At 43.3% G+C, this 25,600-nt stretch carries 8 protein-coding genes; all 8 read right to left on the bottom strand.

Going from position 1 to position 25,600, the window contains the following annotated elements:
* Nucleotides 1-28: 28 nt before the first annotated feature.
* From CRO15_RS17355 to CRO15_RS17320, 8 genes are read right to left on the bottom strand one after another with little or no spacing between them, the layout of a single operon-like run.
* Nucleotides 29-10,672, bottom strand: coding sequence for a hypothetical protein (locus CRO15_RS17355; RefSeq protein ID WP_097047116.1), 10,644 nt, complete (start codon nt 10,670-10,672; stop codon nt 29-31).
* Nucleotides 10,673-10,683: 11 nt separating this feature from the next.
* Complete coding sequence (locus CRO15_RS17350; RefSeq protein ID WP_133067281.1) at nt 10,684-11,082, bottom strand: hypothetical protein; 399 nt, start codon at nt 11,080-11,082, stop codon at nt 10,684-10,686.
* A gap of 10 nt (nt 11,083-11,092) precedes the next feature.
* Nucleotides 11,093-16,084, bottom strand: coding sequence for a hypothetical protein (locus CRO15_RS17345; RefSeq protein ID WP_133067280.1), 4,992 nt, complete (start codon nt 16,082-16,084; stop codon nt 11,093-11,095).
* A gap of 4 nt (nt 16,085-16,088) precedes the next feature.
* Nucleotides 16,089-16,829 (bottom strand): hypothetical protein, encoded by a 741-nt coding sequence (locus tag CRO15_RS17340; RefSeq protein WP_133067279.1) that lies wholly within the window; start codon nt 16,827-16,829, stop codon nt 16,089-16,091.
* The gene (locus tag CRO15_RS17335) at nt 16,807-22,623 is read right to left on the bottom strand and encodes a hypothetical protein (RefSeq protein ID WP_133067278.1); all 5,817 of its coding nucleotides are present in this window, start codon (nt 22,621-22,623) and stop codon (nt 16,807-16,809) included. Before CRO15_RS17335 ends, CRO15_RS17340 begins: the two co-directional genes overlap by 23 nt.
* A 6-nt stretch (nt 22,624-22,629) precedes the next feature.
* Nucleotides 22,630-23,226: a hypothetical protein gene (locus CRO15_RS17330; RefSeq protein ID WP_097047111.1), complete on the bottom strand. Its 597-nt coding sequence runs from the start codon at nt 23,224-23,226 to the stop codon at nt 22,630-22,632.
* Between the two features lie 13 nt (nt 23,227-23,239).
* Nucleotides 23,240-23,785: an OmpH/Skp family outer membrane protein gene (locus tag CRO15_RS17325; RefSeq protein ID WP_097047110.1), complete on the bottom strand. Its 546-nt coding sequence runs from the start codon at nt 23,783-23,785 to the stop codon at nt 23,240-23,242.
* 3 nt (nt 23,786-23,788) lie between these two features.
* Nucleotides 23,789-25,264 carry a hypothetical protein gene (locus tag CRO15_RS17320; protein WP_133067277.1) on the bottom strand — a complete coding sequence of 492 codons (1,476 nt, stop codon included), beginning with the start codon at nt 25,262-25,264 and terminating at the stop codon, nt 23,789-23,791.
* Nucleotides 25,265-25,600: the final 336 nt, after the last annotated feature.

The following is a 25,600-nucleotide window of genomic DNA, read 5'->3' as shown; positions in this document are numbered from 1 at the left end:
AGCCAATCTAGATTGGCTCATTTTTTCATCATTCTCTTTTATTGGTTTTTACCCGAGTATTGTCTTTTTTTACTTCTTTATTTCTTTTTAATTCTACTTGTTTTTCTTGATTAATCTGTTCCCTTGTTGGAAGTTTTGGCTTTTCTGCCAATTCATTGTAGATTTTTATCCCTATTTCATACAATTCTTCATAACCTTCGTACTTTTCTCCATACAATACAGCATTTACAATCAGTGACAAGGAAAAATCATTCCTGTATTTATCTCCATAAGGAATATATTCATCCCCTTTCGATAAAGCTGTTTCAATAGCTGGGAATACATAGTTTGTTAAAATCTGAGTGTGTTCGTTTGCCAATCTAAAGTCTTCTTTAATATTTGACACCTCATATTTCTTTGCAAAGTAACCAAGAAGCTCAATTGCGGCCAAATAAGCATTCGCTTTAGCTCCTCCAAATCCACCACCGATTTTGTACCTTAATCCAAAATCAAAATTTTTGTGAGGTCCTCCCAAATATTTGATATGTTCGATAGGTTTTTGATACTGTCCATGCACTCTAACTTTATTACTTTTAAAACTTGAAAAGTCGTAGTTAACATCTGAATAACCAAAATCTATTGTACCATTTCCATAAAGATCATTATTCCTTGCAAAGGATCTTGTGAAACCAGATATATTTCTATGATGCAACCTTATAAAACCCCAATTTACATTTACTCGTGCTTCATCACTATCCAGATATTCAGCGCCTTCTAGTTCCAGTCCATCAATCACTCTATTTTCACTGAAGGCATATGGACTATTCCATGGATAATCATAAGCTAATGGATCCACCGCAAAGAACCTTCCGATACGTGCATCGTGCATACGGTACTTGTAGTTCACGCTAAGGCCCTCGCCCTTTAACTCACTATCTTTCTCCTGCCCCTGGAAACCGTATCTATACTCTCCACTATCAAAGTTCCTTGAGGGCATAGGTTGACCGAATGGATAATAGTTGTTGTAACTCACCACATTGGCAGACAAGGTGTTGTCACTTGTGTCCAAGTTCTTACGGTCGTTTACAACCACCCTGACATTACCCAAATGATCTTTTAACTCATAGTACTTTTCACCTACATTACGGTACACCACCCCATTGGTAGCCGGGGGCGTTACTCCATTTATGGTGTAGGCTTGGTAAGGTTGGTAGCCAGTTGTACCATTCTGTGATGTTGGCAAATTGTTCAAGGTCACAATATTGGTAGCGGTCAAGTTATATTCCTGTCCATTGTCCGCTCCTTGGGTAAAGTTATAGAATTTATTGTTCTTGTTCGCCCTAAGGTCACCAATATTGTTGTTCACCACTTGCCCATCGGAAGCCCGCACAATCCGTACAGTCTCTGTAGCAGTGCTTACTTCCTGCGCTCGCTGTGTATAATACAACTCCGTTCCTGTACTTAATAGAGATCCTTTACCAATATTGCCTCCAATAGCCATGCTATTCTCACTACTCTGTTGAGGCAACCAGTTGTCATCCAACTGCCACGTACGTAATTCAGCTTCTCCCAATCCTGTCCATTGCGTGGCCAAGCCGGTAAAGTTGTACATAGCCAAACTATTACCATCTAAGGCCACTTGGAGTTCCCCGCTACCTTTAATATCATAACTTTCAAAGGGATCCAATACGGAACCTTCTTCGGTAATGGCTCCTGTACCATCCAAAGCAAAACGTACTATGTTCGCCTGCGGTGGTGTAACCACATTGCCATCCACATCCACCACGGCATCGGTATGGGTAGTGGCATAGACAAAGGCACGTTGCATCTGGCGATCATCTACCACGGCCATATGGCGGCCATAGTTGCTGGAACTTCTTTGCGCCGTAGCCGTCACTTCCAAACTACCCGAAGCTGTGCTCAAGGTCGCCGTGTGCAAATTGCCTGCTATATCTTTATAGAACAGGAAGAACTCATCGTTACGGCCCGGGTTTTTCACCACCACACTCTTGGCCAAATAGTCCACTGCATCGGCAGTATCCACATTGATCAATTGTAAGCCGGGAATCAGATTTCCGTTGGTATCATAAATGAGCATGACCCCATCCTCGGTATTGGCACTGAAATAATTGCTGGCCACCACGCCATAACCCAAAGGGTTTTCCTCCACATCTTCGATCAAAAAGATGTTGTTATCTGTAGTAATCGGGGTACTGTCGGCATCCTGTATCAGAGTGCTATCGTACATTAGTTCAACATATTCCCCATCGACCGTAGCGGTCGCCAAGTTTGTTCCGGGTATGGTAACCGTATTCCCATCAACATCAAAAAGCCCGGCCACAATGTTTTGGGCCACCAATACATTGCCCAAGGCCACACTGTTGATCTGTTCCACAAATTGGAGCATCACGGCATCGAAATCCGCTTCACTGCCAAAGTTATAAACGGTACTATAAATTTCCTCCTCATGGGTATCCTGCCCTATACGGTCGCTGCCGTACATGGGGCGTTCCGTCATCTTAAATACTGCTTTGTAGCTCGTATCCGTAGCATCAGAAGGCAATACCTTTACATCTTCCCGTTTGTAGATACCCATTACATTGCCTTGGGCATCCAAACTATAATAGGTCACCTCAACTGCTTCAGGGTTGTTCACATGTGGGCCATTGCCACTTTCATAAGGTAGACGGTTCACCTGTTTTACAATACGGTTGCCCATACCATCATAGGTAAATTTCATGTGTACCTTTTGGGTATTGGCATCCCCAGTATTGTCCGGGATGATCTCGGAGACCTTGCCCGAAGTATTCCAAATATAAGTGAGCCCTTCACTATTGTCTCGTACCAGTTGTCCAATGGCATCATATATATAGTTTCCATTGTTCTGGTCGGGCAGGTCGTTAATCTCCGCGCTCACTTGGCCCACAGCATCATCTACATGAGTGAGTTTGTTGGATAGGTTTGCATCGGTCAGGTCGTAGTTATACGCTAAATCGTCCATCAATTGCCCATCATCCTTAAAGCGTTGCAGCGTCAATAGGTTACCATTGCCATCATAACTGTAATTGGTCTTAAAGGCATCGGCCTGTCCGTTAATCGGTTCAAACACCTGACTTGCCTCGTTAAACGCTTTGGAAGTTGCTTCCTTGATGCGATTCAACTGATCATATTGGTAGGCATTGCCCACCAAATAGCTGTTTACATTTTTGGCCTTGGCCTCTGCTGCCGTATGTGAGGTCCATGTGCTGATGTTACCATTGTACAGGTCTTGTGAATTGCCATTGATCTGGTTTTCCAGCACAAAGGGGTTCGCTGCCGTCAAACGGCTATCGAATACCCCATCTCGGGCAAAGTCTCCACCATAATACCCCAGTGCCATACCAAATTCATCCTTCGCATGGGTATTGGGGGCATCGCCTTGGGTGTTCATCCCATCAGGGTTATACGCATTTTGTGCCAAATCCGGTGCGTTAATGCCCTTCAACCATCCATGGATGGTGTAGGTGAAGTCCAATCCTTGGATTCTGTCCTCTCCCAATTCGGTACGAGCCAGGGGACCATGCAAGTAATAATCATACCGTGCATCTTCATCCCAAAGATGACCATTCTTCGAAGTCTTAACGGATACAATACGGTTGTCCTCATCATAGGCATATTGGTGATGGTACTCATCCACCTTACCCAAATTAAAGACCACTTGGTTCACATTACCAGAAATCAGGTCATATTCGTAAGCAACCGTAGTCTGTCCAATGGACGGTAAGTTTTGTACGATCCATTCCACATTGCCATGGGGGTCATAACTGTAGTATGTATAACTCTCCTGACCGTTCTTGTCCAGATTAAAGATTTGGCTCACCCGATTACGCAAGAACCGCTGTTCCCCACCTTGGTAGGTAATAGAGGTCTGGTCATTAAAGGTGGTTTGTATGTACTCCACCTTCTCGGCCAATGGAATGGCCTGTGCCACAGTTTCATCAGCCTGTCCGCTCACAAAGAAATCGGTCGGGAATACTTTTCCGGCCAATTGGGCCTCCCCGGCCTCGATGATACGGCCCAATTCATCATAAATACTGTATGAAAAGGTATTATCCGCAATTTGGCGTTCATTCTGCGAATAGAGCAGCTGTCCAATATCGTTGTACAGGAAGTTCGTTGTGCCTCCATCAGGTGTATTCTGGCTACCCAATTGCGAAATACTATTGTAATCATAGCCTGTGACGTAGGTGTGATCGGTAGCTACCCTTGCCACGTTTCCATCGCCATCAACAGCCAAATTCACTCCAGCCGGAGGTACCGTACGTACCAGATTGCCAGCACGATCGTAATAATAGAGTGTGTAATGGTATACCTCACTGTTGTTGGCATAGTCCAAGCTTACCGTATCCTTTACTTGTTCAATATCCTTAAGGAATTTGGCCACATTGGCTCTGGATACCTCTTGGGTCTCCGCAATACAGCGTTCTATCTGTGTTGCAAGTGCCAACCTATAGTTTGATGGCCCTATGGGATCTGCTTCAAAGGTTCTTGGATTTGGATTTTCGTTTTCCTGAATCACTTTGGAACTCCAAGACAGGTTGATGTTGTATTGTCTAGCCACCTCGGGCTGGGTCACAGCAGTTACCAAACTTTCTGCGGTACAGCCATTGGCGTCGGTGATCATAACTTTATAGTCACCAGCGGTGATGCCCACATAGGTGGACGTACCTCCATCGGGTACTATTTCTTGGTACACAAAAGATTCGCTGGTCACTTCAATGCCTTCAAAATCGGTCGTTGTCAAAATTTCATACCACCTAAAGGTATAGGGTGCCGTTCCTGATGTATATCCAGATGCCGCGGGACCACCACTACCAGCTATAGCCTCACAAGCGGTCTGTACATCCTCAATAAATGGTGCTTCCAATGGATCTGGATCCGTCAATGTAAAGGTCAATGGTACTGGAACATCACATCCCTGTGCATTGGTCACTGTAACTTGATAATCCCCTGCTGCCAATCCAGTAGCACGGTACCCCGTGGATACCACTTGGCCACTCTGATTCGTCCATTCATAACTAAAGGTACCTGTACCTCCATTGATAACCACTTGGGCATTACCCGATGCCTCACCGGCACACAATGGATCAATGGTGTTCAAAGAAGCCGAGAACGTGGCACTTGATGTAATGCTAAAGGTTCTTTCCACATAACAAGCCGAAATATCATCTGGATAACCAGAAGCATTTTCCGGTCTGATAATAATTTTATAATTACCCTCTCCAAGGCCGTTCAAATCCAATTGATTAGAGATACCACTAATGGTCTGAGGGGTACCAATAAAAGGATTGCCTTCGACATCCGTATCATAAACTCCAAATAAGGCCTCATAATTAGGCACTGAAAAAGCGGAACACGTTGGGATGTTATCATTGATGTTCACAACAATGTCCTTGGTCTCGTTAGCAAAACAAAGCTCTTGGTCAGCAGGCTGACTTACCGTCACCTGATAGGTGTCGATAACAAAAGGCCTAGCGTACACGCAACCATTGTCCGCACTTACTTCCAGCGTATAGGTGGCATTTGGCGCCACATTGGTCAATACACGGGACTGTGTATCGGGGAAATTTCCTGTAAAATTCAAAATCGCGGTTCCCGTTTGGTTATCGGTCACCACGGCATTGTATGCCGTGCTATTTAGCACACTGTGCAAATCGGCCATATCAAAGCCCATGGTAACATCACCAGATGCCACACCACAGGGCAATAATGTTGTACAGAAATTTGTTATCGGGTTTCCAATAGTTGGAACGTTCAAGGTTCGCTCAAACGTACAGCCATAATTGTCCCTAAAATTGATGGTAAACGGCCCTTGTGGTAGATTTTCTACAGTAATGGTTTCTCCATCATTGACCATTTGACCAATCGTCACCGTTCCCAATGGGGATGCACTTATGATTTCAAAAGGTTGCTGTTCTGTAAACCCTGTTCCCTGTTCGCCAAAAATAGCCACAGATATGCTGGCATCAGATTCTCCAGTACAGGTCACACCCTCAATGAGACCCATATTAATTGTGGCCCCCGGATATATTTCCACATCCAAATTAGCCGTTCCGGCACAAGTTGGGCTATTGTTGCCCACCGGAGATACACTGACCTGCAATTGGGCAGCATTGAACAATGTAAAGGTAAACTGGTTGTTATTCTGTGAGGTAGGTGCAATATTCCAGTTAAACACATATTCTGAATAATCGGTCACCCCTACCAGTTCAACAGCTACAGTAATCGGTGTTCCTTCACATACTGGGGTGCTAGTAATTGGGTTTATGGTCACCTGTGGCAAGGTAATCTGAGCGGCGTTGTCGGTATCTTGTGCTGTGGTCACCTGTAAATCACATGCCAAGGCATCCGTAACACAGGTAGCTTGTCCGTTTTGCACCACATCCACGGCATAATCAAAGGACAGTACATTTAAATCGGTTAGATTGGTGAAAATGCTGAACGTCTGTGTTCTATTGGTATTGATGTCATTGATATCCCATGTCAAAACATTGCCGTTCTGAACGGGAGCTGGCGAACCATTTGCCGCTCCACTATATGTTACCCCGTTCGGCAAGGTCAATCTAATTTCCTGTTGTGCCACATCAGGATTCGGGTCATTATTTGATAGGTTAATGTCCACTTGGTTCTGCGTACTGCAAACCAAAAAGTCACTGGCCATTACATCCACTGCCAAATCAGGCAATACCACTCCATTGATGGGGAACAATCGGTTAAACAATAGATTGATATTGTCATTGCAATTGGTCACACCATCCAGATCAAAGCGTACTGGAATCCCAGGATCCATAGTACAATCTGCTACCAGATTGATATTGAAGGTAATCTCATTCTTTCCCTGTAATCGGGAGCCCGGAATGGTGTTGTCCCCAGCTTCTATCCCAGCCGTCCCTGCAGCCACCAACAAATCGGTGACCAGTTCAGAGACTTTAATTTTAAAATTGTCCGATGCTCCGGTATTGTCCTCAATAAAATTGGCCACGTTCACCAATCCGATCACGCCGTCATATTGATATTGGATATTGGCAATATCCTCGGGTGTAACGCCCTGGGGCAATGTCACGGTCAATTCCGTGTCATAGACATTGGCAAATTTTGAACTCAATACCTTGACCTCATAGGTGAGTGCTTCACACAGATCCACTTGGTCTTCCAAACGGTTGACTTCCCATGTCAAGTCCCCTGTTTTGTAACGCAAGGTGACCTCTTGTTCGTCCAAACGATATTGGCAGGAGAGCACTCCATCATCTTTGATAGATCCGATAGCAGCCAAAGCTGTCGTATCCAGACCATCCAACGGATGGGTTTCACAAGCCCTGCTAGCAATCAAATCAATATTTTGAACAGCATCATTTTCACAGTTGGTATAGGTAACTCTTGGAAAGATTGTAACACATGTACCTCCGGTAATGTCATCCAACTTCACTAACATTCCCCTTGCGGCCTCAGGAGTGGTTCCTCCATAAAAAACAACTTCCAATTCATTGCCCGCCTCGTCAGTAGCTCCTTGTAATTGCGTTCTATTGTCCGTATCCTTTAACTCCAATGCTATCCAAGGAGAGGTAAGGGGAAAACTAATGCTACCTTCATGACAGAACAATACGGGCCATGAGACCGATCTTTCAAAACCTTCCTGTGTAGCATTAGGTTCCACGGAAAATGGAATATCTACATAAAATCTTCCGGAAGCATTACTTCTTGTCAAAACATCATTACTATTGGTCAAGTCGATATAAGTAAATTCTTTATTATGTGGAATGCTACTCGAAAAAGGAGGAATCTGAAAATTATCGTCACAAACGGGCACTAGGGTTTGATAGTATCCTATTGAGCTTACATTTACCCCATCAAGAATAGGGATATCCTCAATAGTAAAATCAACAATAGGGGATGTAATGTCATTATTTGAACCAAAAGGAATTTGTATTGTAGGGTTAAAAAAGCCTTGAAAGTAACTTCCCGATGAATCAAAAGCAAACCCTTCGGGTGGTGAACTAGTATAAGATTTCAGCTCGAACAAAGGTCGATACTCGTTCGGAAAATCATCCCCTCCTCCTCTTGCTGAATTATTAAACAATATGGATGCCAATGATAAATTATCACATCCTATTTGTGGGTTGCTTACACTAAGGCTAATCCTTGGTATGTAGAAGTTAAATTCACTCCCCACGCTACCAGTTGAACACCCAAGATCCCCGCTTGTTTGCCTTCCATAAAAATTAGCCCTAAATAGTGGTAGATCATAGGTACCTAAGTTCAGTGCAAGTTCATTTCTTCCTTTTATTTGTAATATCAAATCTGACACCGAGATATCCATTTCACTGGTGGAATCAAAACTCGTAGGCACTTCATAGGTATATGTTATCCGGTTGTTAGCATCCACAGAGACTAATGGATTGGATAAAGCAATGGAATTCCCACCAACATTAATAGTACCGGACTGACCAGAAACAATGTGATTCAATGGCTCACTACCGTTATAACCTGCTGGCAGATAAAACCCAAATTCAAAATACAACCTATCATAGGTAACTGGTGTTGTGGCAGCCAGCACCTTACCATTTGCCTCTATTAACACTTCGTCCAAAGGATAAGCTGCATCCAATTCAATTCCCGGGGTATTTTTATCTACCTTAGTGGCTGTTGCTATCTCACCATGGGTATAATATAATTTTCCCTGACGCTCAACCGCGGGCATTACATAGCCGAAAGTGTTCCTGTCCACGTTAAAGCTTTCAGTGGAAAAAGCACATCCATCCCCTGATCCACCACCAGAATTACAAGATTCATAAGCCGTAAATACAGGCTTGTTGATATCTACCACAGAGAATACTTCATCAAAATCTGGATCCGGACAGGCATCCAAATACATCTGCCAAGCAATAGCACTGAATTCTGGAGCACCATCGGCACAACCAACCGTGACATCCATTTCATAAAATCCACGTTCACTCCCTCCAATAACTCTATATTGATTTGGCCCTAAAGTCTGAACCGGCAATACCTGTGGCGTACCCCCAAATGTGCTCCATCTAATTTCATTGACCACATAACCTTCAGGCACGGTGAAATCCGAGAAAAACAAACCCACATTATAAATTCCTTCAGGACCTGACCTAAATGGCTGCCTGAAAACATTAAAGGTATATGTCTCGGAAACGTTTGAAGACATAATATCCAGGCCATTTATGGTAGGGGAACCGCTAAATTGGAAAGAATACGAAACACTACGTGAGCTACCACCATATCTGGATGGATCACATTCGTTACTGTCATAATATGGAAAGAGGGAGAGTTGGGTTGCAAATCTTCGATCTTTCAAGCTCTCATCCCAAGAAATGTCTGCCGTTACATCTATGACCACTTGATTTCCAACAGGCAGATCATCGAAATAACCATCCTTGTCCAAATCCTCAAGACCTCCTGGACCGTCAACATCAACCACAAAACTTGGATTATCGTTTAAAAATGACTCAAAAACATTGACTAATGCGTTGTCATCATTTAAAACAACTCCATTTATGGAGAAAGAGGCAGAAACATAATCCAATAGCCCTACCCTAAATCGTAAATCAAAAGCAGCGTCCGAATCCACATTTTCGGAACCTACCCCTCCATTGGTAAAAGTATATTGTGTTTGAATGGTATCCCCACAAAAATCTCCACTATCTATGTTTATCAATTGTACTGGAGAGGACGGATTATTAAGGTTCGGTCTTCCTGGCACAAAGCTCAAAAAGGCAATTGAGGTAGCCTCTTGGTCTCCATCATTGCATATCGTGGCATTACATCCCCAGTTTACCGTGTAATTGGTCTCCAATGCAGATTCACAGGTTCCAAACAACATGGACACCTTGTCGGTAAAGGTCATGACCTCATCCTGCTCAAAAATGGCATTTCCATTTCCTATAGACGAAAAGTCCGAGAAGGTATAGGTGTATCTATTCACATTGGGGTCTGTTGGAGAAACTCCTGTACTGCTTGGAGTCAAAACCTGACCTCCCAAGGACAGCTCAGAAAATACGATTCTATTGTCGACGTCCACATAAAAAGTATATTCAGACAAACTTCCCAGTCCTGAATTACGCACCTCAACTTCCCGTGTAAAAACCGTACCATCCGCATCTTTTTCCAGAATGCCCGTAAACTGGTTTACGTCATCATCGGCAACCTTTACCTCCAATTCGGCAAAACGGATATTATAGGATTCTGAGTTTCCCGTAAAACTGATTTCAGGGCCATTGTCCAGACTGTACCTTACCGTATTTTCATTACTGACATCAAATTCGGTATCATCACCGAAGGTGCTTTCGAATTCATCCAACAATTCACAATTTCCTGAGATTTCGTAGGTAAAATTTGCCACAGAATTTGCAGGGATATCAGGTATCTGAAAGATTGGAAAATCCGAAGATCCTAAATTGGTGTATTGTGATGCTGTCACGGATATACCAACTGGCAAATCCGATTCAAAACGAATGTTCGTAGCTGCTGCCGAGGAGGAATTGGTGATGGTCACCGTCAAGGTTTCCGAATCACCACAGAGGTTCAATGATGCCGAGGCATTGGTTTCCACCAAAAGGTTCACATCCGATTGTGCAGCTGCAAAAAAAGATGTCAAAAACAGGCTTATAAGGAGGTAAATATTTCGCATCTTGAGTGTTTTTAGTATTCAATGACCTTTTGGTAGGAATCAATCAGGTTAAAATCTTTGTCCAGCAACCTTACCATCACCGAATGCTCTTGGAGCATCCCAAAATCATGGGTAAAGTTCATTGTCATCTCTCCCGGGGACACCATTTTTTCATCCCCATCACAGGACAGGTAGAACTTTCCGTCCTTTTTCTGGTTGAGGGAAGCGACATTCATTGCAAGTTCATTGCCTTGTTCCAAGAATTTGACCTCTATGAACTGGACATTGGCCGTATTGAACAACTGAAACTGCATTTCATAATTCACAGAGTCCAGTTTTTGGATCTGATAATCGAACAATGTGCCTTCTTGGGCATGGGAAACCCCTATGAAAGCAATCCAAAGAATGATGGTGGCTATTGTTTTTTTCATGGTCATACGGTTAGTTGTTATCTATTTCTACTTTTATACCCACTGCTGGTGAGTTTACCGGTTCGTTCAATGCAGGATCATTGGGCGAAGCAGGTGTTGTATTGTTCTTTATGTACTGATCACGTTCCACAAAAGTGTCACCTGGCCCTGCCGGATTGTCCTTGGTCACATATGGACTGGGTGCAATGGAAAAACTTTGTTGTATATCATACAGTCCTGTTTCTTCATTGAACAGGTACACAGGTTCAATGGGAAGACCATTGGAATCGTATGTCAATGACGCGTTGTAGTTCCCAAACTCATCACATTTGCTAGGTATATCCAGAACAATGTCCCATTCCATGGCCTGTGTCCAACGTGTAAATTCGGCATAGGTCAATGATCGACGGACGTCCCAGATGGAAGGGTCGGAACCATAATCATACTTTTCAAAGGCCCCTGTTGCCGATACGTTCTGTACCAAAGCGGCCTCCCCCGTATCCACAATGGTCGCCGAGTTGGTATCGATGACCCTAAGGGTCTGGTTCTCACGATTGGATATGCCTGTGACAATCGGACCGCTTACCCCAAAATCGATATAAGAGGTATTGAAATCGTTACTGGCCTCAGGACTTCCACCAAATTCCAAAGGGGATTTGGTAGGTAGACGACAGGGTTCATCAGAACACGCAAAGGAACTTATGGTACACTGTGATTTACACTGTGCCACAATCTGATCGACCATCAATTCAATGTCCTCATAGGGAATAATATTATCATTGGGATCAATCTTACATTCCCCAATCTCATAACAGCGATCAGAAAATGCCCGTATGAGTTCCTCACGGAATTCATCCCTTCGCTGGTCACAATTGGAGCTACATTCCTCCATCATGGCATAGGCATCATTTTCAATGATACTTACTCCTGTGGTCTGGACATCTCCGTTGATATCATTCATTTCCACGGGGCCTCCTTCCGATTGCAATTGTTCAAAAGTCTTATTGGAAACATAAGTATCGATTAGGTTCCGAGATAGATATGGCAAATCCACAAAGGCATCCAACGGTATGTCCGGATTCAAATATTGCAGTACAAAATCCCCTGTATTTCCTCCATCCTCATCCAATAATTTTTCAAAATCAGGGTTGACAACATATTCGGTAGCCTCATAGTAGTTTTCACAACTGATGACCACACCATCGGGAGTCAATACTTCATCATAGTTTTTGATCATGTCATAAAAGGTGAACCGCTGGTCACAGCTCCAGCTACTTTTATCATAAGGACAAGTGATATACCCTATCCCACAGAAGTTACAGGGTACGGGGTCTTGTAACGTTCCTCCACAACAAGGGACAGGGTTCTCATTTTCGTCAAAACAAATATTGGGATCCCGATAACAGGTCTCCACTTCCAGACTTGGAAAGGTTCCGTTCTTGTATGCATAGTACTTAAAGGCATAAACGGGATCTTGGATATTGGGAAAGATATCCCTTAAAATTCCTGTTGTCTCTATCGCCGGGTCTGATGGTGGTTGCACATAGGTTCCAGCCGCAACGTTTTGATCAATGGAGAAAAATGCCCAATCAGCACCATTGCCTCCATTCAAAAGACGCTCCTTATTGTATTCCCCATCATTGATGTCCGTGTCAAAATCATTATCAAATTCCGCAAAATTGTTGGAGGGTGTATCCGGATCCAAAATATCGGCAAAGACATAGCCCGTACAATCCAAAAAGGTCTTGACCAAGTTATTGTCCAACTTCTCCACTTCGTCCCTGATATCATCCGTGGTGCTGGCATTTTTTTTACGTAATTTTCGCTTGATCTTGCCCCTTGAAATCCAACGGATAATCCAGCTCTTTATACTTTTTACGGCGTCATTGACCGCATCTTTATTCTGATCATCCACATTATTGGCCACGTTGCTATCCTGATCGATATCTGCAGTGTATGGATTAACGCAAATTTTGTTCACCAATTCAATGACCAATGGTTCCCAACATTCCGCCAATTTATTGATTGAATATTGTGCTCCGTTCAGACGGACAGGAGCTTCGGGAATATCGCAAATATTATACTTTCCAATATTGGGATTGGGCGTACCACCAACAAATGTTGGTGGATCGTTGGGATCCGATCCATTGGCCCTATTGGCACATCCATTGGCACCATAATCGTCGGTAGCCATATGATAGACCATTTGGTTCAATAATCCGGGCCTGTGCCACCCCCGCATGGCGTTGTAAATTTCATCGGCTGCCATGTTTCTGGTATAGTTGGTATCCGTCAATGTCTTGCATTCATACAGCATGGAAATGGCATAGCCTTCAAAATCCATGGGATAAGCATTCCTATTGGTAATCGTGATGCTTCCACTTCCGTTGTCTTGATAGGTGAAATTCGAGGCAGTATCCGTTAAAAATTCGTTGTTGGGATTGATCGCATTTAATGGTGTATCAAAATAGTTGGTCGAACCATTCAGTTGACCAACTGCCGTTGCATCGGCCGTATAGGCCTCCAATGCTTCAGGCGAGGGTTTTCTAAATGGAGGCGTAAATACTATTGGAATATTAAACTCACAACAGGGTGTCGTAAACCGTACTTCGATAGGTTTGATATCCCCTAGACTAGAAGTCTGGGCATAATCAATGGGCACCAGATTGTTCCCGTCAAAATAAATGATTTCCACGCCATACAGTCCGGGATTCTGTTCGTAAAAATCTAAAAATTCATCTGTGGCTTCAGGATCAGCACTGTCCTTTCTTTTGAATTGATAGGCTATGGTTGAACAATCTGTGCAGTCAAAATTCAAAATATTGTCGGCAGCCAAACTGGCCACCAAATTCTGGTTGGCGAGTATCTGTCCATAGAAGAAAATATCGTTGTACAGGTACTGCATCTCCTCTTCACAATCAATTTCGTCCAGTGCACTGACCAACCATGCAAAATAAGGTTCGATAAGTTTCTTGGTGTTCTCTTGATTGGCCACCAATTTTGCCGTAAAGTCATCCACAGGTTCCAAGGTCTTTTGCACATAATACGTTCCTGTGTCCAAATTGACGGATCCAAAATCCACTATGATCTTTTGGTTCGTAGGGTCAGTGGATAGATCGCCAATGCTCTCTTCTGTAAATTCTTGAACCATTGTACCAGTGTCCGCATTGAATATTTGTATGTGAAGTTTATAATCCACATCAATTTCAAGGTTATTGCAGAGTCCCTCCAAAACTGGTTTGTCAATCGTATAACCGATGTTCAAATCCGTGGCATCCTGCAGAATGGTAATTCGCTTGGAAGCCTTGAAACCTTTTTCCGTTGCCGTATTATTTGTGATTTTATCATTTATCCCGGAAACAGTGGGGCCTGTAGTGATCTTATCCAAAACAGTGTCATCCTCACTGAAAGTCAGTCCTGTAGCGATCGTATTCCCTTCCTTGGTGATATAAGCTACGGATTTGGTGTTGTTTGGATCAATCGTAATGACCTTGGCCACTTGTTCGGGATCTGGGGCCTCATCTCCAAAAAGCGCCACCAATTCCTCTTCGGTCGGAGTGCCATACAAAGTTCTTACCGTACGTCCTTGTCCAATGGCTTGATCGCCCAACATATGGGTCTTGCCCACTCCGGATTGTTCAACGACCCTGTCTGTACCATCATTGCTAAAAATGACCCTTGTATAGGGGTATCCTTCTGAATTTGGTATCCGTTTATCCGTGTTCAAGCTTGAATAATACGCAAAGGCACCTGTGGCATCAATGGTGGATGGCTGTCCATAATTGGATACCTCATCAAAATGCTTGGCCCGGTAAAGCTCACCGTTTGTAGTAACAAAATTGTTCCTGTACCTATCAATACGTTCCCCTTCTATGGGAACGGGCAATGTTGTCAAAGTCGGCCTGCCCGAATGGTCCAAAACTGTTTGCGACACAATTTTATAATCCTTTGAGGGAAAGTAGCGCTGGGTTTGTTTTACTTGGTTCAAGGTAGTGGCATAGGTTGCTTGCTCACTTACCTTGTTTCCTTCTGTAAACACCCTACTATACTGGTAATTGGTATTGTCATCGGGGTCCTCAAAAAAGAAAGCTTCCACAGTCCCTGTTGGGTCGTTGAATTCATAACTGCCCGCGTCATAGGCAGATGTGTTCCATACTCCCCAGTTCTTGTTGTTCCCTGATCCATTGTCATAGAAAGTACCTATGGGACGCACCCGCCACACATAGAACCCTTGCCCCTCACCAATGGTAAGGGAAATTTGGTTGCTGGAACTAAACGTATGAAAGTTCAATGCCTTGCTCCAATCCACTGTTGTTCCAATTTGTCGTTCATCGGAAACTAAGGTCTCGTCCTTATTGAACAGACGGAGCAATTGAAATTCGTAATTGGGTGCCTCACAGGTATCCGTCCATTCAAAGGAAACCACCTTGCCGTTTGGCGTTACGGTATTGGATACCAAATTCACTACATTATTGGCCACATCGATGCCATAACTCAATTCATAGTAAAGTCCAATCCCCATATTGGCCTGTACATCAATGGCTCCTAGACCATCTGAGGCAGAATTTATGGTCGCAGTGACACTGCTTATCGATTCGGACAAATAGGAAAGTCCCGTAGCTGGATTTGTACGATCCAGATACTGCTCCAAATCCAAATAAACCAACCCTTCCGGGTTTTGGTTATCCAAGTTCACATCAAAATTAATGGTAGGATTGGTGCCTCCAGAAGTGACCAAGGTCAAATCGAGATTGACGTTAGTATCGAAGAGCAGTCCAGCAGTTCCGCTACCAAAACCATATTGTTGTCCCAAATCGATCTTGACCCATGTTTTTCCACCCTTCACATAAAAATCAGAGCACGGGGTCGTGAAATTCAAGCTTCCTGTTGTCGTATTTCCACTGGAAGGGACCGCTATCATCGTATGATCCGATCGAACTCCCAATTCCTGGGCTTGTATATGCTGTGTGGCGATAAAACAGCCTATTGCTATTAGCTTGGCAAAAAAGTTCTGTATCCGCATAGTGTCAATTTTTTCTGTTATCGATGATTTCAAATCCTTTATAGGCAGGTTTTAGCTGGTGTCCTTTGAACAGGGCCGCAACCGGGGAAATAATTTCTTTTGGACTGTCAAAGTCCATTTTTTCATAGGTAATCCGCTGCTTTTTGATCTTGCTTTGGCCATTGTAGCCGTTCTCAACACTGACGATCTTATCCTTTTTTGGATCATATGTGATCTTTTGTTGCACCAACTTTGTCCGTTTGGCAAAATCTGCGTTCGGAATCACGGTTATCAATGTCAGTCCATTGTCTTTATGAACGCAATCAACAGTTTCGGCCGAATCCAATAAAGTGCGTTGTATTTCAAGAAATTTCCTGTACGTATTGATATCATTGAAAATCCTTGGGTCTGAATTGTTCCAATAGATTTTTCCATGTTCCGGAAGTACCACAAAGATGTCTTTTTCGTCCCCAAAGACACTCATGTTGCTATCATAGACAGCTATTTTGTTGGCCGTTGTGAACACCTCGGTATCCGTTGTTTTGGACTCCACCCCGCTATTCGAGCTGAACTTAGTTTCCATGCTGTACCTCACATGGTAAACCTGCCCATTTTTTGGGGCGCTCATGGATTCCATCCTATTCAAATAGGACATTAGTTTTTCCTTGCAGTCCATGACATTACAGCTGGGGCCATGGCTCCATCCCATTATGGGAAACAATGCTAAAATGACGATTTGTATCCTAAAGATTATTGCGGTTTTCACGGGGTGTATTGTATTGGGTTTCTGTAATGGTTTTCAATCCTCTTTCCGTTTCAATGAGTTTTCTTACCAACTGGCCTTCATTGTTGTATTGATAATACAGACCAAAATGCTGGTCATCGAAAAGGGTAATCAACCGCAAAGACTTCACATCATAAACAAAACAGGTCGTTTGTGATTCTTTTGGATTGAATTTGATATCATCGATATGGGCAATAGGGTTGCCAAAGCTCAATATCATGTTCACTTGTTGCCCAAGAGGCAGTGATGCTGCATCGATAAAGACCCTATAAAGTGTCCACTCCCCTGTCTTGGCTACCAATTCTGGACTGTAATCTGTTCCAAGTACGGTAATAATCGGGCTGTCCAATACATCTTGGGACCTCGTCCAAAACTTGAGCCATCCACCTGTGGTGCTCAACAAATCCTGTGCAATCACATTGGAAACAATGGAGGCACCAGATGTAATTTCTTGGGAATACCTGCCTGAATGGGCCACACCTTGGGCTATATTGGGAATACTGCTCCCTTGCTCGTCCTCAAAGTGCTCAAAATAAATTTCATCATATCGTGCATTTTGCCCGATCATTATGGGTTGTGTAAAATCATATCCAAATTTTGATGCACTGTAAACCCCTAGGACATCTTGTTCTTCCAAAGCATTGCCATTTGGCGAATATTTGGTGACCTCGCTCAGTTTTACCCAGCGTTCGTCTTGATTGGCCCCTGTGGTATAGTCAAAAAGAGTATAGTCCTCAAGTACTCCACCTTCATATATCTTACCCAACTGGGTATCCCTATTGGAGGATTTTTTGGTCTCGCCCTTGTACACATAACTCTGGTGCAGACGCCATATCCTTTCCAATTCAGGGGTCGCCCCGGCAGAATTATAAATGGCATTGATGTTGCCATCCATCCAAGTAGTGATTCCAGCCAACGTATTGAATGTGTTGGCTCCGGACGAGATGACCCTATCGGTCTTGATGTCCCAAGTACCTACATCCCCATTCGTGGGGTTCAATGGGTTGGCCCCCGAACCATAGGTCACTACCTGTCCTGAACTTGCCAACAATTGGTTGGTATAATTGGAATTTTCGGATTTTCTACCCATCTGCGCATAGTTCCAATGCGCAGGAAGGTTCAAACTGTAGATCGATCCATCATGCACATCCGTCGTTCCCGCCAGAGGGATGTTGTGATACGCATCAAAGGTCCTGGTCAACAAAGGTCTTCCCGTAGCATTATCGAAAGCCAGATGTTCTGTTTCGGACGCAATATTGTCACTATAGGAAACCACCTTTTTTTGGATTGCGGGATATTTGATGACCTTGGATATGGCATATTTGCTCAGTTTTTGTTCACTAAAACTGAACTGTAACCATCCGGACACAAATATGGGCGGTGGAAATACCAGACCAACACTGACATCGATTTCAAAATTGAAATCCAAGTTTTGGTTCTGTAACTGGAATTTCTCCATGGTAATATCCATTTCCTTTCCCGGGGTATCCCAATAATAGGTGCCATCCCCCTGCATCATGGGAACCTTCTCTCCAGGTTCGTAGTAGTAAAAATCCTGTCCTGAGGAAATATAGCTGGTATTCCCCATGGTATAATCCCCGCCATAGGTCCGTACCGATTTGGGCTTTCCATCCATGGAATTCATAATGAATCGAAATCCCTGGGAGGCCCATGCCTTATCAACACTATAACTAAAGTTAGGTGTTGGAATACGAAGTTTATCATCGTAACTATTGTCCTGAAGCACGGAATAGTCAACCCCTCTAGCTGGTTGTGCGGCCCCTATATCAAATTGATCGGCAGCCCCATTACCATTTTGGGAATAATCATATAGTTTGTCAAAGGGATAATCCCTGCAGGTAAAGAATTCATAGACCGTATAACCAGACCCTGTCCTCCCTTTATGGATATTTTCGACCACTACTCGAGCATGCTTTACAGAAGGGGAAGGAAGTAGGGATTCCCCTATGGGCCCTTCCGATTGTTCCATGTCCTTCCCAGAAATCAAGCGGTTCAACCAGGATTGATCGTCCTTGGGCAAAAAGCCAACAAGGGCATTTTCCTCACGCATCTCATTGGGTTCGTTGGTGGCAACACCACTGCTACGGCCATCTTCCAATTCATAGGTGTACTCTTGACCATAGATGGCGGCATCCCCATCCTCAATTCCCTTATCGAACATCAGAACCCTTTTGACACGGATGCCATCGCCACGTTTGGCTTTGTTAATGGGTATTTTCAAATAGGACAGTTCCGGGTTGAGCGCCATACATACCTCCGATTTCTCAGGATATCTAGAATTCACCGATAGCCCAGAAACGACTCCGATACCTGCAACGGTAAACTCCGCAATGGCAACAGCTTCTCCAATATTATTGACCAATGGGCCTTCACAACCCACCAATTCATTGATACGCCGTTCATATCTTCGCTCTATATTTGATTCACAGCCAGCAGTGAATTTCCCCCATCGCTGTGTGGTATAGTAATCATAACAAGCCTGTCTGGGCGTCAGACGATACCCTTGATCTTCCACAGGGTCGTCAAAAAGACCAACCCCCACCAAGTTTTTCCCGTCATTGGAACCGTCCAATTGGATGGCTATCTGGTTATTGCCAGAATCATACTGTACATCCAACACTTTGGCATAACCGGTAACATATTCTGATTTGCAATTTTCAATACCAGCAAAAGTTCCCTCAAGTGCGTACAATAATTTGAAGTATATCCGCTTGTCCACTTTGAGATTGCCCAAATCCTTGCCCAATATATTGGCCAACCCTCCATTTACCGGTATCGCCGTATCATCATATTCTTCCAAAAAGTATGTTCTTAAATATTGATGGAGGTCTTGAATCTTATCGGCATCTTCCACAGGATCATACCCTATGTCCGTCAAATCAAGGGTATAGGTCGGAGCATCATAATTGTCATTGGTATCCGAAAGTTTCACCAAGGCCATCACATTGCGGTCCTGTACATAGGAATAATCCTTGCTCTCGTATTCCACCAAAATTTGTCCTCCCGATGGCAGGGTCACCTGTTTCAACTGCCATGCAGCCGGATCAAAAGCATTATCCGGGATTTCACCTTGATAGGGCCATTTGATCAAGTTCAAATGCCTTTCCCTACCATTGTATTGGTTGGCACCCCAGGCATCGAGTAAATGTGGGCCATAATCCGGGTTTTGCGCATTGACCGAATAACGATCACTCAATGAAAATAAACTGGCCAGTTCTGGTCGTTCCGAAACCAGATAATCGGGATAATCCGCTCTGTCCTTGTAACGGTAATCAAATTTATACGAACTGATACGGGCTCCCACGACGCCTTCGAACTCAGACCATACTTTTCTTAAGGTCAGCTTGCCACTATTCCCGGCTGTCGAGCTGTTGGGAAAATTGCCATTGGTATTATTCGGAAGGTTTCCCACCAAAGAATAATCATACTTGAAGTTTGTCGTCTGCAAAGGGATTTCTGGTCTATCCTTGGCAAACAGCACCACTTTTTCAAGATATTCCAATTGATCCACCGTGTTCTTGGCACTTGCACTATTGGCCGATGGATCTTCAGTGGTAAGAACGGAAGCAGCCAACCCATCAAACCGATCCGCACCGGTACCCTGTAAAAAACGGGCCTGATCATTTGATCCGTCCACACCAAAACGGTCTGGGGTAGATTTGTTCGTAACAAAATAAGCCACATGGGTCTTGGTCTCCACCTTTTTCAAGAAATAGATTTCCTTTTCACCAGTGGTCACAAAACCCGTATCATCCTTAATATCCGAAATTGAATTTTTTGAATAGAACAATCCATTGTAGGGAATTCTCCAACGGTACCAGTTTGAATTACCCTCGTCATTTGCATCTCCATACTTTTTGTGATATTCGAACTTGGTCCATCCCCCAAAATCCCCTTCATCAGGCCCAGAGGCTCCCAAATCAATATAATCTGAAGTGGTTATACTGGTCAGAAGCGAGGTAGCGGCATAGCCTTCTTTTTTAACATCGCCCACGACCACATTGTGAAGGCACTGGTCCACATCAAAATTGTTATCCAAAAACAATTGCTTGAATGTGAGATAGTTCTCTTCAATATTGTCATTGTCATTTACATCTATGGAGAGGTTGGCCGTATTTTTGACTTTCATATCCACATCATAGGTATATTTCAAGCCCGCCTCGTTATGGATACTGAAACCAGAACTCTCCTTTTCGATATAGGAAGCATGTTTTGCTTGGGTTTCATCCAAATCTGTAATCTGTTCCGATGTTAAGGTTGGAAATACCGTTGTGATGCCGGGAAAATTTGGTGAAGCGGTCAAATCCGCTTTGGCCAAGTCATTATTGCCATACGCCATCTTACCTCCCATATCGCCGTAGAAACGATATAAATTATCATTGGCTGGATCGTTGAATGAAAAGCCACCTGCGTTGGTATTGCCATCTCTGGCCCAATCCTTGATTTTTGACTTGGTATTGCCAAAGGCCAAATTTACCCCTACACCGATATTGGTCCCGAACATCCCTTCAATACCTATCCCATAGGTCCGACGTTTGTTCTCGTCACCGTCTATCATTTCAGGGAAATAGTGCCCCACACTTTTTCGATAGGGTCGGAAACCACCGGAAAGCCCTTCTCCGGTCAACATATAGTTGTCTGGGGTCGAAAATGGGATACCGATAAAATAATCACGACGATCAAAGGACTGTGCTTTTTCCGTAAAATAATCGGACCGATAGTTGCCAATACTGGAAGGTGTATTTAAATATCCATAAGTTGGCACGGATTCTTTTTCTTTGGTCACGGTCAATCCAAAGGTTCCTGTTAGTCCACCTTCAATACCAATGGGGGCCACTGCGGGATTGACCTGCGCCCCGAAACTTACATTGAAATTGTATCCACGTAATTTGGATAGTGAGGTCGTAACACCCTGATCGGTAAAGGTTCTAAAAGGACTTAATGTCCCCAATATGGTATTCTGCCCTGTGTTTAGCGTTGATGCTTGAGCATTTTTATCAAACTTTAAAGCGTTTTTATTAAATCTAAAAAAGCCTTTATCCTTATTTGTTTTTAACCCTTTTTCTTTTATTTCTGCTGGTTCTCTAAATATCGCCAATGGATTTACCGTTGCACTAAAAGTAATTCCTGTAACGGAACGGTTCATTGAAAGACTGCCATAGCCATTGGAAAGCCCTATTGATGAAGTTTTTGCTACCCCTTGATAATTATTAAACCGGACAAACTTGCTAAGGTTGACTGCCCCTAAACCTGTTCCGGATACTGGATCTTGACCTTTCAAACCAGCTTCTGCTTTTTGCGATTTACTAAAAACCTCAAGATTCAATTTTTCAGATCCACTTAAAGTCCAATTAGGCCGAGTCTTGTTATACACATCGATGGGAGTATCGTTGTACTCATCGGGCAATCCCCTTACATTTCTGTTAATAGCACCTGGGTTCAACGTCCAACCATGGCCTACCCAAGAGGCCTCTTCTTCCGGCGAGGTACCACTGTGATAGGAAAGGGACATGGCATAGCCTCCGCCATCCGGACCGGGAACTTGAATCACTGGAAGATTATAGGTGAAATTCCCAGATAATGGATCCACCAAGTTGGTCGTCGCCACTGGCTCAAAGCTTGTGAATTCCGGTGTGGTCGGACCTGAGGTCAAAGCATATATCGCATTTGTGGAGGGTACCACTATGGTCAAAGCCATATCGAACAATAGTACATATGCCGCTGCCTTAATGTGTTTTCTGCAGATAGAGATCATATCGTATCAGTTTATAAATTCAAGTGTGGGTATTTGGTCTATATGTTGTTTTTTGAACGCAAAATGGCTAATGCCCGTATCCAAAAAAGGGTCGTCAAAAACAATATCTAGGGATTCTGTTTTCCATTGCTCCTCATCGGTTTTCGGAAATACCACATAGAAAGTTTTTTTACCTCCTATCTCATAGTTATTCTCAAAAGTTGTGAGTACCGGCCTTATTTTTTTCCCTTCCGAACCCTTGATAAAAAGGTGCTGCTTTAGGCCAAAGTTCAGTTCGTTGATGCGCTCCTTATAAGCGGCCATGTTCTGGATATCGTAGTTAGTGGCATCGATTCCGTGCATATCATGCTCTATGGAAAACAATACGGACATCGAACTTTCAAAATCGTGCAACAACTCGTTCCAGCCCTTTTCGTCATTTCCCTTTTTCAATTCGGTATAGGCCAAATATTCAGAGGGAAGGAATTTTAAGGAGAATGAAAAACCATTGGCAGATGCCTTTTTTACCAATCCATTTTTTGGATTGTCAAGCCATTTCAAAAAGGCTGTTTCCGAGCCGATTGACCTGGTGCAACTACTGAGCGCTAAAGCTGCAATAGTCATGACCATAAGAATTTTATTGAACCCCCTCGACATATTCCTTGTTTAATGCGTTTATCACTTCTTGGGTTATGTCAATTTGTCCATCCACATACATTACATTTCCTTGCCCATTGGCTCCCAGTATGGCAGCATAGCCTTTTTTCTTGCCATAACGTTGGACAAAATCATTGATCTTGTTGTACACGCCTTCCAACAACTTGGACTCCTCCTCGGTTGTTTGACCTTCTATGGCAGTGCCGAGCTTCATCAATTCTTGCTGCATAACGGCCAGATCGGCTCGTTTTTTTGACCTCTCCGCATTGGATAACGTACTTTCCAAAATTTCATACTCCTTGGTCTTGGATTCGAACACTCCCCGTTTTTCATTAAAACTTTTGCTCAGATCATTGACCTTTGCCTCATAAGAGTCCTTAGCTTCCAAAAAGCCTTGATATTCCTCCAGAACCCTTTGTGAGTCCACCACAACGACATTACCTCCTGTTTTTGAGAAGCTAAATAGGAGCCAAATTGTTACTATGGCCAGAGCTCCGGCCACGCTAAATAGTATCTTTTCTTTCATGTTTTAAAGTATCAGGAATTGTCCGTTGAATATTTTCTCTTGTATCCGTATCTTGAACTTGTACAGTCCGGGCTGTGCTTGTGTTCCGTCCCATACAAAATTGTTATTGGGAATATCCGGTGCAATGCTTATCGAAAAATTATCCGGTCCGGAAATCTCGAGATTGCCCCCTTCCGCACTCAATACTTCCACAAGTTTGAATTCCAAGGGGTTCAATCGGTCGTATTCCACGCCGTTCACCAGATTCAGTATAAATGGGGAAATAGTATCAGAACCCTCAGTCGTAAAGGATATGGTATCCCCGCTAATAGTATAAAACTCTTCACTCAACAAAAGCCAAACGCCATTTTGGAATACCTCGATTTGAAATTGCTCTTGATTTTTAGTTATTCTAAGGTTCAGGGGCGCCTTTGTTGTAGTTCCCAAAACATTTATCAAGAGTATGATGTCCTCTCCATTGGCAGGACCGGTCTCAACAAACACTTCGCTTTCCTCAGTACCACTGATCAAATTATCTATCGTTATGTCCCCAAAAATTATCTCGAATTCTGAACTGGGAAGATTCTTCGTATTAATAGTGATTCCCTCAATATTTGTATCGCAGGGTTGGGTCGTGGGGTCCAAATAATCATCGTTCACATCCCAATACCCATCACAGGATATCACTTTACCCCATCGATTGACTACTGGAACACCTTCCCCTAGGATACCATCATTATCAGGATCTTCGAAACCAGCCTCCAACACATCGTTGCATCCATCTCCATCGCTGTCCAAATCCTTACTATTGATAATGCCATCACCATCCAGGTCACGGTTGCCAAAAGAGGAAAAAATCTGGAATTTTGAAAAGATGGCCTTTCGGTAATATCCATAAGCTCCTTTAAAAGAAGTATCCAGATAAAAACCTATATTTTCCCCAACTTCGATGGTTTTGATGAGTCTGTCATTTTTAAAGAACTTCAACTCATTCCGTTCATATACAATTTTGAACTTGTCGTTGAACCTATAGTATTTTTCATTGGAAATAGATGAACCGTTGGCATAGATGCTAAATCGGCCTCCATCAAATAAAAATCCGTAATCAACGTCATCCCTGCCTATCCCATTTTCTTCGATTCCAAATCCCACTATGGCCTTTGTAGAAACCTTCGCATTGAATGAAACCGCATAGTTCTTTATAAACCCAAACGAAGTAAAGGGTTGGGAGTTTACTGAATTGTTCCACCCCAAATCTCCGCGTCGAAAGAAAATATCATTGCGCCAAGCACTAACGTTTACACGGTTTACCCAATTCTTCATGGGGATTTTTCTGACCCGGTTCTCGTAACGATCAAAGATTCCGTCATTATCGTCATCAACATCTCTTTTGTCAATTACACCGTCGCCGTCGGTATCCAAACGGCCGTTCCTTTGTGCTTGCATTTGGGTTGAGAATGCACATATTAGCAATAGGCATAGAAATACTACTCTATTCATCAATAGTCTTGTTTGGTAATTATGTAAAAGAATAAGTTTGCGATGGGGGGATACACGCCAGCTCTAATGGAAATAAAAACAAAGAACAGTTATTGTTCAAAGAATTTTATTCCATGCATTTGTTTAATATGATTCATTGTTTTTGGTTTGGTTTTGATCATTAAAAATGTTCCCAACAAATCTGTCCAATCCAATTTTCTTCAACAAAACCGATTTCGATGAAGTGTTGAAAAAATCCCACGAAATACTTTTTGCTCGATGAATTGCAGTTTTTGTCGACATACAACCAGCCCTTGGTTGGTTACGTCTAATTGTTTATCGAGTGGGGAGTGATGG

It is taken from the genome of Flagellimonas pacifica (assembly GCF_900215465.1).
In the GTDB taxonomy this organism is placed as follows: Bacteria; Bacteroidota; Bacteroidia; order Flavobacteriales; family Flavobacteriaceae; genus Flagellimonas; species Flagellimonas pacifica.
Note: the sequence above shows the minus strand (reverse complement) of the source record. Positions and strands in the feature narration are given on the sequence as shown.